Raw genomic sequence first — 13,673 nt, forward strand, 5'->3', positions numbered from 1 at the left:
TCGGGTATCGAGATTTGCAAGAACCCCCAAACCGGTTCAACGCCAGCGTTGTCTAGCGGACGCCCATCCGTTCGGAGGTCGGAGACGCTCGGGCCCAGCGCGTTTCGGAGCCGACCGTCCGGCCGGATCAATCAGCGCGGTTCGCGCAATATGATCCGACTGTGCGCGCTGACTATGACGGAACTGACCGGATCGCGAGTGCTGCAGCCGAATTCGACTGGACGTGGACCGCTGGCGACATTCAGCGGTTCTGCGATGTACTAGGGTGGCGGATCGCCAAAGCTGACTCTTCGGCTGCGACATTGGTTACCAACATTTCGGTGGAGCACCCGGAAGCTTTTGCGTATTTCGACTCAGAACACGGCACTGGACTCGAGGATTCCGATCGAGCCATAACTTGGATTTGGATTGCCGTCATGGACGATGGGGAGATCGGAGAGCCCGGCCTTATTTCTTTCCTCGACAACAGATTCCGCGAATTCGGTGAGCGTCTGTCAATGATACTGGGTGAGCCCACATCTGGACGAGGATGGGACTCAGAGGTTGGCTGGCCGAACTTCGTGTGGGAAACGCCTGGAGTAGTGATCGAGCTGACAGAGGATGTTGAGACAGTCTCTGTCTCGCTGCACGATCCCGTCTGGTTCAGAGCGTCAGAGGCACGTCGTGCGACTGACACCGTCATCGACGGCGACGACGTTGAGCCCGCTCAGCTGGAGACACATGTCCGGCCGGGCGAGTGGGGTGACTTCGAAAGGGCGCTGGCAGCAGTTCTTTTCAGAATGTCGGCCGGTAATATTCTCATGTTCGCCACTCCCGGTCGCAGGCATATTCAATTCAATATGGCGCGATTCGGGCTGAGATGCGCGGCGGCATCGGACTCGCCAGGAAGCGAGACAGAACTCTTGTGCTCGGCAAGCATGGGCGCCCCATTCGCTGAGTACAAAGCCATGGCCGAGCACGCAAGCAGCGTCCTGCAGGACGAGCTCAGCGTCGGGCGGTCAGTCGCACTGATTCCGAGACCGTCGGAACTGAGGGTGCTGGCGTGGTCTTACAGGCATGACCGCCGCATACCGTACCTGGGTGACCTCTGCATCGCATAACGGCGGCATGCGGAAAAGGTCTGCCAGATTCCAGCGGGTACCCCAACGCACCAAACCCGGCGTGATCGGACGGTCTTGTGCCGCAGCGCTACCGCGGCTGACCGGCTCCCGCGTCGGGATGTTCGGTCAGCGCGGTCAGCGGCGGTACAGGACGATTACTGTGAGCTAGGGGTTTCTCAGAGGACGAGCGAATGAAAGGCGGAGCTGTGCGCGTTGTTACTGCTCTGGCTCTTGCCGGCATGACGATCGTGAGCGGTTGTTCAATTGATTCGTCGCAAGCTGCCGATAGCCCCGAGCAAGCTGTTCGGGACCATATAAAGGCTGCCGATGCCGGCGATGTCGTCGCGCTGCGGCGGCTTGCCTGTGGCGGTCTGGCAGAGCAGATGACTGTCCGGAGCGATGAGCAGGTTCGCACCGCGTTCGACGGGTTCTATAAGCCGACGCCTGACAAGTTCAGCGCATCTGCTCCCGCTGGAGATTCGGTCCGTGTGCTCGGGTTCTACACCGGGCTGACGGATCTGGATATTGCCTTCGTCACCGAGCAACACGGGCGATGGCAGGTTTGTGGAGTCGCCAGGGGCAACGGGGGCTTCGGTCCATTGCCGGGACCCTTCAAGTAAGTGAGATCCGTTGCGAGATGGGCTGCTATGGCACAGCCGGCCGATTCGGTCGGCTGTGCCGTGCGGCATTACAAGTCCGCGAAGAAGCTCCTCGCGCGACCGTTTTCGACGATGTAGGCGCCACTCGTGATGGGGGCGTGGCCGTAGGAATCGTCGTCGTAGGTGGCCCGGACCAGATGCTGGAAGAGCATGAGCTGTTGCGGCTCGAGGTTGTAAGGGACTGCCATCAGGCAGGTTCGACGGGGGACGGCGACCAAGAGTTTGTCCGTGCCCAAGGCTTGATGGGCACGGAGCATGTGCTGCGGGTCGAGCACCTTCTCGGCCGAGAAGTCTTCACCGGAGGAGGTGGCGATAGGGAGGCTGTGGAGCTCCGACACCTCCCAGTCGTATTCCAGGGCAGCAAGATTCGCCATCGCTTCGGCCAGCATTGCATTGCTGTCGACGTCCTCGCCGAAACCCTCTACCTGGTAGCCGGAGTCGGTGTCGACGGCAAGCACGATGATCGGGACGGTGCCCGCCGTGGTGGCCCAGTGGGTGATCCGGTGGCGGTGTTCCCAATCGGCGGGCTTCAGCAGCGGATACCACGGCCCTTCCGACGTCTGCGACTCGCCGGCGGCGGAAGCGGGCGGATACGTCGCTACCTGGCAGTCCCAGTCTTCGTCGACGATCATGCGCACGTACTGAACCTGAATTCGGCCCGACGCCACGGCTTCCTGCACGTCGGGCCGTCGTGCGGCAAGCTCGGGATCAGCCTCGACCAGGGCGAACAGTTGGTCGTATTCCATCTCGTCGGCATCCACCTGCAACGTCGGATAGTCCGCCATCGACTCGATGTCGAGGTAGACATCGATCACCACCAGCAAATCGGGTTCGGCGAGGGCGATGACGTCGGCGGTCCGGTCGCGCACCGGCCAGGTGTTGTCACCGCCGGACAGCACCGTGTACCCCTGGTGGGTGCAGTAGCGCAGGGCTACGTCCATGCGTGCTTCGTGCGTCTGCCTCGCGAACGCGACCTTGGCGGCGATGTCTTCGCGGCGGGCCTGGAGAAACTCGCTGATTCGCTGCGGCCCTTGCTCGTTCAGGTCTTCGCGATTGAGCAAGCCCGCGAGTCCGCCGGTGTCGAGCTCTTCATCGGAACCATCGACCCAGCCCACGGCTGCGGTTTCGACGGCGAGCCCCAACCCGAATTCGCTGCGGAGCACCGCCGCCACCGCGTTCACCAGGCCGCTGTATGCGTCGTATCGGATCGGCCACGACAAGTCCTGCACCCAGGTCTCGGGGTGATCGGCCGCCGGGGCCGTCCATCCGTTCGCCCGGAGGAAGTCGCAGCCTTGGGGAGAGAACTGACGCGAGCCACTGACCAGTTCACATCGAAAACCGTCGCGCCCCCAGCCGAACCGGGCATACCGAATGCCGTTGCCGTCCAACGCCACCCATCCGGAGGACGGCATCGTGAAGAGCAGCCACGTCAGTTCCTCGGCGAACCACTGCCACGATTCTGCGGCCACACTCGGCCACATCTCCGGTGCGCCGCGTGCCCCGCTCCGCTGACCCCGCCACCCGTCGCCAATCCCCATGCCACGCTCCAAACAAGTAATGCGAACACCGAAACTTACATGATCAACTCGAGTTCCCCCGACCGAGGCGCCAGGGACTTGCTGCGACCCGATGTCACCCAACCACTGCTGTGCGCCGCGGCAGCTGCGCTGTATCCCCCAGTTGGCGTGGCGATTTCGGGGGCTCAACGCCTTCGAGTGCGGTACGGTGACGTTTCCCGCTACTTGTCGACAAGTAATAGGCCGGAGACCTGTGGCGCCGAAATTCGACCGACGAACCGCCATCGCATGCCTGCTCATCGGGATCGGCAGCTTCACGATCGTCACCGCACTACTGATTCCGACGTACATGCTGCCACGGCTGGTGAAGACACCCTTGAACCTCAGGGTCACCACGGTCGCATCGAATCAGCCCGGCACCGAAAGCCTGGTGCTGGACGCGAAATCACTGACCTCCGCCGAAGGGTCCGCGAAGGTCGACACCGACGTACCGCTGATCTCGCGACGATTCCTCACCGTCGAAGATCCCTCCGATGCCGCGAAAATGACGATCCAGTCGGGGCAAACCCTGTGGCGCACAGATAAACCGAGCCCGCTCGATCTGCTCACCGCGACGATCGACCGCGTCACCATCGACCGCCGCACCGGCATGCCGGTCGACGAGCAGCCGAACGGATCCATCGCGATCACCGCCGACGAGCCGGCCACCCCGGTCCAACACATCGGCCTGCAGTACCGATTCCCCATCACGACAGATAAGAAGTCTTACCCGTACTTCGACATGAACGCCCGAAAGGCGTTCGATATCAACTACATCGACGAAACCAGCATCAACGGCGTACTGGTCTACCACTTCCAGCAAACCGTCCCCGTGACCGATATGTCGCGCGTGGTGCCGTCACCGACGAACAGACTGACCCTGCCTGCCGCGAAGTGGGGAATAGCGGGTGACGCACCGGTCACCATGACCCGCTTCTACACCAACACCCGCGACGCCTGGGTCGAACCACGAACCGGCGCAGTCATCAAGGGCCGCGAGCAAATTCACCTCTACTACGCCCGCACCGCAGACCAGCCCGACGTGACCATCCTGAAAGCCACTCTCGCACTGGGCGAACCCGCCATCGAATCCCAATCCGCAACCGCTCGCAAGAACCTCCACAAACTGTCCACCTACGGCCGCACCCTCCCCCTCCTGCTCGCCGTATTCGGGTCAATCACCCTCGCAACCGGAGTATTCCGCGGCACCCGGGCAATACAGGATTGTCACGACCCCCAGTAGATCTCCCAAACTCCATCATCGTTCTTGCCGATGCCTTCGAAGAAGATGTGATGCACGTCGACGCCGCCGAACCACTGCGACTGCTGACGAGTGAGCCTTTCCGTCTCGGCGATGGCCGCGGCAAGGTCACGCACCGTGAACCACTTCTCGTTCGACGCTCGGTGTGCAACGGGATCACCGAATCCACGCAAGTTCAGCGTGGGCAATTCCAGGACAACACGGTCGAACTCGTCAACGGTCAAGTCACGAATCTCGCCATCCTCGAACACGGTCAGCGCGAACGAGACTCCCCGGATCGCCGCGGTCGCCGTCGCGCGCTGATTGGACAGGTTCGCCGCGACACCCTCGGCCGGTTCCGTCAGCTCGATCGCCAACGTCCCGGACAACCCATTGAAGAACTCCAGTGACATGTATGGATAGTGGCATCGAGCACCGACACCTCGCGCACGCCGACCGGTCATCGATTGCACGCACGCCGGCATGAAGCGCACTGCAACGGCCCGAGTTCAACTCGGGCCGTTGATCTTCCGCTGGGTCGCGCCGGCCACCACGCACCGCGTGGGATGCGGTAATAGCGGATGTCAGGGCTTGGGTTCGGGTATCGGATCCAGTACGACGATCGGTACTCTCCGCCCTGCCGCCCGTGCCGGTGCGACCAGGAACAGATAGGTGCCGCCCGTCCGTCGCAGTACTCGAGCGAGCAGTCTGCGGGCTTCCTTGCCCTCGGAGACTCGTGCCCGCATGGTGCGGGTTCTGCCACCGGCTCGGATCTGGACCACTGGGTTTGCGGTGATGTTCCAGTACCAGGAGGGTTGGCTTTTGCCGCCGCCGTAGGAGGCCAGTAGCACGTACGAGTCACCGAGCATGAGGAAGCTCGGCATGAGGACCGTGCGCGGCAATCCCGTTCTACGGCCGGTGGTTTCCAGCTCCACCAGCCGAATGTGGCCCACTCGTAGTCGGCCCGCCGTCGCCTCGAACAGCGGCTGAAACACCATGTTCAGCAGGCGGGCGCCGCGCCAGTGCAGTGTCTTCGTCGGCTTCCATGTCTGCTTGCGGGTCTCGCCCTCCGCCTGTCCGTTCGAGGAAATCACGTCGAGTTCACCCCCGGACCTGTTCGCGGGCGAAGTCGATGAGCCGCTGAGGGATTCGGTCGGATATCGCGGCGACACTGCGCTCGACCCGGTCCGGGGTGAGCAGTGCAGCACCGCCGCGCAGGACCCCCGGAGCGAGCCGGTGCAGCCCGAACATCAGCCAGGATTCCGGACGGACCGGAACAACGCCCCAGTTGTAGCGGGCAGCGCGCACAATCCCGCGCGCGACGTAGTCCGGTGAGGTGAGCATGGGCCCGTACTTCTCGGCGAGCATCCCGAGAATCTGCTGGATCTCGGTCTTGTCGTCAGTGGCCATACCGTCGAGGGAGGAGGCGAGGTGCCCGTTGGAGATCAACCCGGTGCCTCCGACTCCGCCCGGGCAGATAACAGTGACGCCAACGCCTTTCGGCCCGAGCTCACTGCGCAGGCATTCGCTGAACATGCGCACGGCGGCCTTGGACACGCAATAGGAGGGCACCACGGCGACCGGGATGTAGCCCAGTCCCGAGGAGATGTTCACGATCTGCCCGCTGCCACGCTCGGCCATGAGCGGGGCGAAGGCGCGGCATCCGTTGACGACGCCACCCAGGTTCACCGCGAGCTGACGGTCCCAGTCGGCTTTGGTGTGTTCGAGGAACCCGCCCATGATGCCGAACCCGGCGTTGTTGATCAGGATGTCGGGCAGGCCGTGCCGGTCGACCACCTCGCGCGCCACGGTGTGCCAGGCGCTGTCGTCGGTGACATCGAGGACCCAGACCTCCGCGCGGCCCCCACGCGCCCGAATCAGCTCGGCGGTGGATTGAGCAGTGCCGCCGTCGATGTCGGTGACAATGACTTTCGCGCCGATGCCCGCGTACCGCAGCGCCGTAGCGCGGCCGATACCACTGCCCGCGCCGGTGATCAGTACCGAATCAGGATTGGATGCGCGTCGAAACACGTGCGGCTCCTTTGCCGAAACCTGTAGCTATCCCTCACTGTGTTACACAGTCATATTGTCTCAGACAGTAGCAGTCAATGGTCGATTTTCCCAACATCGGGACCGGGCGGAGCGCACCTACCGATCAACGGCCGACTATCGTCCGGACGAATACCCCGATCTCACGCATGGCTGCGCGAGCGTCGGGGAAGATGTCGGCGGCCAGCTGGAAGTCGTGTATCCCGAATTCCCAGATCTGTAATCGGCATTCGACACCGGATGCCGCGCACCGGGCGGCGACGCGCTGATTGTCCGAGAGCAAGGCTTCGGTGGAACCCACCTGCAGCAGTATCGGTGGCATTCCGGTGAAGTCGCGGTCGACAGCCGACCATCGCGGATCGAATCCGCCTGTCTCGGTGAAGGCGAAGCCGGGCACGGCGAGCAGGTGCCCGAGCAGCAAGGGATCCCGGTAGGCGTTGGGCTCGGCCAGGGCCGCGGTCAGATTCATGTCGATCCACGCCGAGATGCCGATCACCCCGGCCGGCACCGGCAACCCGGCGGCCCGGGCGTTGAGCGCGGTGGACAGGCTCAGCCCGCCACCCGCCGAATCCCCCGCGAGAAAGACTCGGCCGGGCGGGAACCCGGAGTCCAGCACGAATCGATACGCCTCGAGCATGTCGGCCTGACTCGCGCGGACATGCTCGGGCAGCTGCCGGTAATCCAGGTTCAGCACCGGCAATCCGGTCTCGCGGCCGAGCCGGGCGACGTGTCGGCGGTGGGTGTTCAGCCCGGCGCCGATGAATCCCCCGCCGTGGGCATAGACGATGACGCCGCCGGACGGGTCGTCCGGCCCCGCAATATCCCGGTGCCACACCCATTCTGCTCGGAAGTTCTCGAAAGTCTGTGCACGGGTGATGGTTCCGCATGCAGGCCGCAGGACCGCGGCCAGTGGGTCCAGTCGAGTGGTGACCGCGACGGCGCGGCGCAGCGGTGCGACCGGTTTCGCGACGGACAGGAGTACGGCCAGCGGTAGCAGTGGCCGGGTCACGGTGTAGACCACCCGATGGGCCAGGCGGGCACCGGAACCGGCCGCGCGGAACTCCACGGTGACACGGTCGGTATCGAACGATGATCGAGTGGTCACAGCCACCTCGCTCAGACGTACCAGTGCGCCGCGCGCAAGCGGCGGTAGAGCGTGCCGAACACCTGATTGTGGCGGGCACGAAAGGTCGTGACGCGGGATTCGGGCACCCCCAGCCGGGTGGCGGTGGCAAGCACGACGTGGTCGCGCACGCCGAAGTGCACCTTCTCGACCACGGTCAGCACCCCGTCCGCAGTGTGGTGCAGCCCGTCGACGAACCACCACACCTGTGGAACGGGAAAGGGCCGACGGCCCATCCACGAGGTGACGCGTTGCCGGAACTCGGGTTTGGCCATGTGATTTCTCCTTGTCGATCGGATCAGGCGGCGGTGTTTCGAGGGCCGATGTCGCCCGCGATGACGCGACGATTGAAGGCGGCGAGATCCGCGATCGCCCGGCGGGCGTCGGGCAGCAGGTCGGCGCCCGCCTGGTGAATGTGAATGGCGCGATCCCAAAGCTGTAGTGTCAGCGGGATATCCGCTGCGGCGTAGCGTCGCGCCAGCTGTTCGGCATCGGCCAGGACGCATTCCTTCGACCCGGTCTGGATCAGCGCCGGAGGCATGCCGGTGAAGTCGTGGTTCACCGCGGACAGCGCCGGATCGACCATTCCGTTCTCGGCGAAGCCCAAACGCGCCACCGCCTCGTACCCGATCGGCGGGATGAGCGGATCGAACGGGCCGTTCGGATGCGCGTTGCGGTAGGTCCAATCCAGATCCGCCCAGGGCGCGATCGCCGCGATGGCCCCGGGCATGGGCAGGCCACGTTCGCGGGTGGCGATGGCCAGCCGGAACGCGACTCCCCCACCGGCGGAATCGCCTGCCAGGATGATCTTTTCGGCCGGGAAGCCCAGACCGAGCAGGTACCGGTAGGACTCCACCGCGTCGTCGATGATGTCGGTGTAGCTCGCCCGCGGCAGTTGCCGGAAGTCGACGCTGAGCGCGGGCAGCCCGCTCGCCTTGGCGATCCGCGCCACCAGTCGCCGGTGGGTACGCAGGCGGCAGACGATGAATCCGCCGCCGTGGAAGTACAGGATGGCACCGCCCTGCCGCGCGACCGGATCGGGAACACTGTTGTCCCACAACCATTCTGCACCGAAATTCTCGAACGAGACCGCACGGCGGCGGGTCCCGCGCGGCGGTACCAGGATGGCGGCGGGCGCGTCGGTGTAGCTCGTCACCGCGAAAACCTGTTTGGTGCGAACGACATCGATGCCGATCCGGCCCAGCGTGCCGAGCAGCGGGTGCGCGATGCGGCGGCCCGCCCGATAGACGAGCCGGGTGCGCCAGTCGGCTTCATTGGCGAGCTCGACGGTCACGCTCGACGTGGGCGAAACTGCGATGGACATGTCTTCCTCTCCCGACATCGGCCGGTCCGATCCCGGATTGCCCGGTAGCACAATGGCTTTCATCGCAGACCCCGCACGTCTACCCGGCCCTCGCGAACCAGCAGCGGGCCGATCGCCGCCGCCAGCCGGTTCAGCCTGGCGGGGGTGGCCTGCGCCAGCACCCGGGCGGTGAGCGCCGGTGAAAGCCGGTAGCAGGATTCGATCAACCAAGCCTCGGGACGCACCGGCAGGACGCCGATGTTGTACCGCATGGCGCGCACGATGCCGCGCGCGATGACATCGGGCCCGAAACCCAGCTTCGGACCGAACCCCCGCACCAGGGCCTGCACGGTGGCCGTCGCCGCGCGCTGCCCCTCGGCATCGTGATCGAAGGCAGGGGTGACGATCTCGGCGTTCTCGACGATATTGGTGGCCACCGCGCCCGGGCAGACGCAACTGACCCCGACGCGGTGGGCCGCGAGCTCGCCGCGCAGGCTCTCGGAGAACATCCGCACCCCCACCTTCGAGGTGGCATAGGACGGCCAGAAGGGCGCGGGCATCCAGGTCGCCACCGAGGCGACATTCACGATGTGGCCGCGGCGTTCGGCGACCATGAGCGGGGCGATGGTCCGGCAACCGTGCACCACCCCGCCCAGATTGACCGCCAGTTGCCGATCCCATTGCGCCCCGGTCTGTTCCAGGAAGGGAGCGATCAGGCCGTACCCGGCATTGTTGACCAGGACGTCCGGCACGCCGTATCGCTCGAAGACCGCCTCGGTCACGCCGACCCAAGCCGCCTCGTCGGCGACGTCCAACTCCTGGGCCATGGCGCGGCCACCGGAATGCACGATCTGCGCGGCGGTGTCGGCCGCGGTGACGGGGTTGATGTCGGTGGCGATCACCACCGCCCCCATGCGGGCGAACCGCTGTGCGGTGGCTCGCCCGATTCCACTGCCCGCCCCGGTGATGAACACCAGGCGCGGATCTCGAATACCCCGGAACATCAGGCGCCTTCCTCATTGGAGACCGTCGGCCGATCGTCGTCGGCGGAACTGACCGAATCGTATACTGTCCCAGACAATTATGACCGATAACTCGACAAACAGGCAAAGTCTATTGACAGTAGCCCCAACTGTCCTAGACAGTCGGGCTAGACGACAAGGATCGGATACACCCCATGGCACTCCCTGCTCCCCACGACGACGCCCACGTCGTCGTCACCGGCGCGGCCTCCGGAATCGGCAAAGAGATCGCCCGCGATCTGGCCCGGCGGGGTTATCACCTCGCCCTGATCGACATCCACGACTCGGTCAAGGAGACCGGCGACGAACTGCGCGCGCTCGGCGTCCAAGTCGAGGAGTACCTGCTCGATCTGACCGATCGCGACGCCCGCCAGGACTGCGTCGACCGGATTCTGGCGAGCCCGCGCGTGGTGACGGGCGTGTGCAATGTGGCCGGGCTGATCTCGGCGGGCCGCTTCGAAGATCTTCCGCTGCAACGCGAGCGCGCCCTGGTCGACGTCAGCGTCAGCGCCCTGCATCACCTGACGGGCGCGTTCCTGCCCGGCATGCGGGAGCGCGGCGCGGGCGCGATCCTGAACGTGTCCTCCCCCGTCGGCATCGCACCGCTGCCCTACAACGCGTCCTATTCGGCGGCGAAATCCTTCAGCATGTTCTTTTCCTATGCGCTGCACCAGGAGTTGAAGGGCTCGGGCGTCTCGGTGACCACCCTCATGCCCGGCCCGACCCGGACCGACCTGCTCTACGGCATCGCCGAAACCCGTTTCGCGCCCGACTGGATCTGGCGGCTGCCGGTGTTCTTCGACGCCGCACCGACCGCACGCCGCGGCGTCGAGGGCATGCTGCGCGGCGCGCGCCTGGCGGCGGCGGGCTGGTATCCGCGGCTGGTCGTGGCGGTCGGGCGGTACGTGCCGCTGTGGGTGTTGCTGCCCACCATCCGAACCGCCGGAACCCTGGGCTTCCCCGCACGTGAGGAGACCGGCGGAAGACGGGTGCGCGCCCTGCTCGAGCAGGTCGGCGACCGGATCGGCGGCAGTCGCTACAGCAACCCACCGAAGGACTGAAAAGGCAATGGAGACAAGAAAGGAAGGGACGACCATGTCGACTCCCGACCATGAAGTAGTCGTCATCGGCGCGGGCTTCGGTGGCATAGCCACCGGAGTCGAGCTGCGCAAGCAGGGCATCGAGGACTTCGTGCTGCTGGAGAAGCACGCGGGCATCGGCGGAACCTGGTGGGCTAACACCTATCCGGGCATCGCCGTCGACATCCCCGCCATCTACTACAGCTTCTCCTACGAACCGTTCCGCTCGACCCGGCTGTTCCCGCCGGGCCACGAGGTACAGGCCTACGCGGAACACATCGTCGACAAGTACGGTCTGCGCGACCGCATCCGGCTCGGCGTCACCTTCACCGGGGCGCACTGGGACGACAGCACCCACCTGTGGCATCTCGACTTCGCCGACGGATCGCGGATGACCTGCCGGTATCTCATTCCGGCGCTGGGCATTCTGGAGCAGGCGAAGCTGCCCGAGATCCCCGGCATCGAGTCGTTCGCGGGCAAGATCGTGCACTCCGCGCAGTGGGATCACGATTTCGACTACGCGGGCAAGCGGATCGCCGTCATCGGCACCGGCGCCAGCGGGCTGCAGATCATCCCGGAGATGGCCAAGATCGCCGGCCATCTCACGGTGTTCCAGCGCACCCCGATCTGGCTGGCCCCCAAACCCGACATCCGCATCGACTGGGGACTGGACCAGGCACTGAAGCGGCCCGCATTGCGTAAAGCCGTGCGATACACCATCGCAACCGCTTTGGACGCCGTGCTGGTCGTCGGCGTCCGTGCGCTCAGCGCGACGCCCGCCGCCATCCCGTATGTCACCAAGGTCGCGCAGGGGGCGACCCGAATGTGGCTGCGCGACAAGGAATTGGCGGACAAGCTGGTGCCCGGCTACGCGCCGGGCTGCAAACGCCCGTCTCTGTCGAACGAGTACTTCCGGACCTTCAAACAGAAGGACCGCGTCTCGCTGGTCACCGAGAAGATGGTCGAGGTCACCGGCAATGCCGTGATCACCGCGGACGGCACCGCACACGAGATCGATGTGCTGGTGTGCGCCACCGGATTCCGGGTCTGCGAGAAGGGTTTCTCGCCGGGCATGCCGATCCACGGGATGAACGGGCGCGAACTCGGCGACTACTGGCACGAGAACCACTACCACGCCTACGAGGGTGTCACCGTGCCCGGCTGGCCCAACCTCTTCCTGGTCTGCTGCGGCCCGAACACTATTGTGCCGTCGTCGATTCTGACCACTGCCGAGAACAATGCCATCCTCGCCAGTCGCGCCATCGCCGCGGCCCGCCGCCGCGGCTCCACCCGGGTCGAGGTCCGACAGCAGCCCTTCGACGACTTCGCGCGCATGTGCGTCGAACGGGCCGAAGGGTCGATGTGGATGGCGTCGCCGTGCGCGGGGTCGAACACCTACTACGTCAACTATCAGAACGAACTGGCGATTCGTCCCACCACGGTGCTGAGCCAATGGTGGGCGGCGCGCTTCCTGCGCACCGGGGACTTCAGCTTCCACGCATTGCCATCCACCGTGCTCGCCGCGCCGGCGGGCAGCACAGTCGAGGCCGACCAGGTCCGGGCGGGAGTGAAATGAAGACTGCGATCGTGACCGGAGCCGCGTCCGGCATCGGAATGGGTTATGCCACCGCACTTGTCGAGCAGGGCTACTTCGTCCTGGTCACCGATATCAACGAGGCCGGGGCCAAGAAGGTCGCCGAGGAATTGACCGAACTGGGGCCGGGCAAGGCCGAGGCGGCGCTGCTGGACGTGGCCGACCCGGACGCGGTGGCCGCCGCCGTGCACGGGGTCAAGGATCGATTCGGCCGCCTGGACCTGATGTTCAACAATGCGGGCCTGTTCATCGGCGGGCCGGTGGAGGAACTGACGGTCGCGCACTGGCGCAAGGCCATCGACGTCATGATCGCCGGTGTCGCCTACGGCGTGGACGCCGCGTACAAGATCATGGTGGAGCAGGGCTTCGGCGGCATCGTCAATACCGCCTCCATGGCGGGCTTCACGCCGTTCTCCTACCTAGGCCCGTACAACACCGCGAAGTTCGCGGTCGTCGGCATGACGTTGTCACTGCGGGGTGAGGCCGCCGCGCACGGCATTCACGTGACCGCGGTGTGCCCCATCGCTATTCACACCGACATCGTGGCCGGGGCCAATGCCGGGCTGGACGGTAACGCACCCGAACTCGGTTATCTCGCGGCGCTTTACCGGCGATTCGGCTACCTCGGACACTATCTGCCGAACTTCGTCCTGCAGGATCCGGTGGTGCACGGCCGCAAGGTATTACACGCCGTGCAGCGCAACCGCGCCATCGTCATCCAGCCGGGATACGGCCGCCTGCTGTGGTGGGCGGGCAGGCTCGCGCCCACGCTGACTCCCGCGCTCGGGCACGGTGCGGCTCGCCTGCTGGACTCCTTCCGGGCATCGGTCACCGAACGCTGGAACCAACTGCCCGAATCCATCCGCAACGCCTAGGGATTCACGACATCCCGAGTGGATCGTCGCCACCACCGATAGAGCCCGCCACCGAATCGGTGGCGGGCTCCAC

The 13,673-nt window shown here is 65.3% G+C and carries 14 protein-coding genes; 6 read left to right on the forward strand and 8 right to left on the reverse strand.

What is annotated here, in order from left to right:
* Positions 1–161: 161 nt before the first annotated feature.
* Together ACFXHA_RS10650 and ACFXHA_RS10655 are read left to right on the forward strand one after the other, a co-directional pair.
* The gene (locus ACFXHA_RS10650; protein ID WP_379355242.1) at positions 162–1,100 is read left to right on the forward strand and encodes a DUF6301 family protein; all 939 of its coding nucleotides are present in this window, start codon (positions 162–164) and stop codon (positions 1,098–1,100) included.
* Between the two features lie 191 nt (positions 1,101–1,291).
* Positions 1,292–1,720 (forward strand): hypothetical protein, encoded by a 429-nt coding sequence (locus ACFXHA_RS10655; RefSeq protein ID WP_379355244.1) that lies wholly within the window; start codon positions 1,292–1,294, stop codon positions 1,718–1,720.
* 68 nt (positions 1,721–1,788) lie between these two features.
* Here ACFXHA_RS10655 and ACFXHA_RS10660 read toward each other — a convergent pair whose 3' ends face one another.
* Positions 1,789–3,228 carry a hypothetical protein gene (locus ACFXHA_RS10660; RefSeq protein WP_379355246.1) on the reverse strand — a complete coding sequence of 480 codons (1,440 nt, stop codon included), beginning with the start codon at positions 3,226–3,228 and terminating at the stop codon, positions 1,789–1,791.
* A gap of 301 nt (positions 3,229–3,529) precedes the next feature.
* Between ACFXHA_RS10660 and ACFXHA_RS10665 the strand changes: the two genes are divergently transcribed.
* Entirely contained in the window at positions 3,530–4,558 is a 1,029-nt protein-coding gene (locus ACFXHA_RS10665) for a DUF3068 domain-containing protein (RefSeq protein ID WP_379355248.1), read from the forward strand.
* Here the strand turns inward: ACFXHA_RS10665 and ACFXHA_RS10670 are convergent.
* The 7 genes from ACFXHA_RS10670 to ACFXHA_RS10700 all read right to left on the reverse strand — a co-directional run bounded on the left by ACFXHA_RS10670 (position 4,543) and on the right by ACFXHA_RS10700 (position 10,034).
* Entirely contained in the window at positions 4,543–4,932 is a 390-nt protein-coding gene (locus tag ACFXHA_RS10670) for a hypothetical protein (protein WP_379355250.1), read from the reverse strand. The two genes, ACFXHA_RS10665 and ACFXHA_RS10670, sit on opposite strands and share 16 nt — an antisense overlap.
* A 207-nt stretch (positions 4,933–5,139) precedes the next feature.
* Complete coding sequence (locus ACFXHA_RS10675; RefSeq protein WP_379355252.1) at positions 5,140–5,649, reverse strand: nitroreductase family deazaflavin-dependent oxidoreductase; 510 nt, start codon at positions 5,647–5,649, stop codon at positions 5,140–5,142.
* A gap of 7 nt (positions 5,650–5,656) precedes the next feature.
* Entirely contained in the window at positions 5,657–6,586 is a 930-nt protein-coding gene (locus tag ACFXHA_RS10680; protein WP_379355254.1) for an SDR family NAD(P)-dependent oxidoreductase, read from the reverse strand.
* A 124-nt stretch (positions 6,587–6,710) separates the two neighbouring features.
* Complete coding sequence (locus tag ACFXHA_RS10685) at positions 6,711–7,709, reverse strand: alpha/beta hydrolase (RefSeq protein WP_379355256.1); 999 nt, start codon at positions 7,707–7,709, stop codon at positions 6,711–6,713.
* 11 nt (positions 7,710–7,720) lie between these two features.
* Positions 7,721–8,002: a hypothetical protein gene (locus tag ACFXHA_RS10690; protein WP_379355258.1), complete on the reverse strand. Its 282-nt coding sequence runs from the start codon at positions 8,000–8,002 to the stop codon at positions 7,721–7,723.
* Positions 8,003–8,025: 23 nt separating this feature from the next.
* Positions 8,026–9,051 carry an alpha/beta hydrolase gene (locus tag ACFXHA_RS10695; protein WP_379355260.1) on the reverse strand — a complete coding sequence of 342 codons (1,026 nt, stop codon included), beginning with the start codon at positions 9,049–9,051 and terminating at the stop codon, positions 8,026–8,028.
* 59 nt (positions 9,052–9,110) lie between these two features.
* Positions 9,111–10,034: an SDR family NAD(P)-dependent oxidoreductase gene (locus ACFXHA_RS10700; protein ID WP_379355262.1), complete on the reverse strand. Its 924-nt coding sequence runs from the start codon at positions 10,032–10,034 to the stop codon at positions 9,111–9,113.
* Between the two features lie 173 nt (positions 10,035–10,207).
* Here ACFXHA_RS10700 and ACFXHA_RS10705 point away from each other — a divergent pair, with 173 nt between their 5' ends.
* From ACFXHA_RS10705 to ACFXHA_RS10715, 3 genes are read left to right on the forward strand one after another with little or no spacing between them, the layout of a single operon-like run.
* A complete protein-coding gene (locus ACFXHA_RS10705) occupies positions 10,208–11,113 on the forward strand; it encodes an SDR family NAD(P)-dependent oxidoreductase (protein WP_379355263.1) in 906 nt (301 codons plus the stop codon).
* 34 nt (positions 11,114–11,147) lie between these two features.
* Positions 11,148–12,707, forward strand: a complete 1,560-nt coding sequence (locus ACFXHA_RS10710; RefSeq protein ID WP_379355265.1) for a flavin-containing monooxygenase — start codon at positions 11,148–11,150, stop codon at positions 12,705–12,707.
* Positions 12,704–13,600, forward strand: a complete 897-nt coding sequence (locus ACFXHA_RS10715) for an SDR family NAD(P)-dependent oxidoreductase (RefSeq protein WP_379355267.1) — start codon at positions 12,704–12,706, stop codon at positions 13,598–13,600. Before ACFXHA_RS10710 ends, ACFXHA_RS10715 begins: the two co-directional genes overlap by 4 nt.
* The last annotated feature ends 73 nt before the right edge of the window (positions 13,601–13,673 follow it).

The organism is Nocardia sp. NPDC059240 (assembly GCF_042753865.1).
Lineage (GTDB): Bacteria > Actinomycetota > Actinomycetes > Mycobacteriales > Mycobacteriaceae > Nocardia.

Coding starts and splice junctions, on each gene's coding strand:
- ACFXHA_RS10700 (WP_379355262.1), bottom strand. CDS start 10,034: ATGTTCCGGGGTATTCGAGATCCGCGCCTGGTGTTCATCACCGGGGCG.
- ACFXHA_RS10710 (WP_379355265.1), top strand. CDS start 11,148: ATGTCGACTCCCGACCATGAAGTAGTCGTCATCGGCGCGGGCTTCGGT.
- ACFXHA_RS10705 (WP_379355263.1), top strand. CDS start 10,208: ATGGCACTCCCTGCTCCCCACGACGACGCCCACGTCGTCGTCACCGGC.
- ACFXHA_RS10655 (WP_379355244.1), top strand. CDS start 1,292: ATGAAAGGCGGAGCTGTGCGCGTTGTTACTGCTCTGGCTCTTGCCGGC.
- ACFXHA_RS10715 (WP_379355267.1), top strand. CDS start 12,704: ATGAAGACTGCGATCGTGACCGGAGCCGCGTCCGGCATCGGAATGGGT.
- ACFXHA_RS10690 (WP_379355258.1), bottom strand. CDS start 8,002: ATGGCCAAACCCGAGTTCCGGCAACGCGTCACCTCGTGGATGGGCCGT.
- ACFXHA_RS10695 (WP_379355260.1), bottom strand. CDS start 9,051: ATGTCCATCGCAGTTTCGCCCACGTCGAGCGTGACCGTCGAGCTCGCC.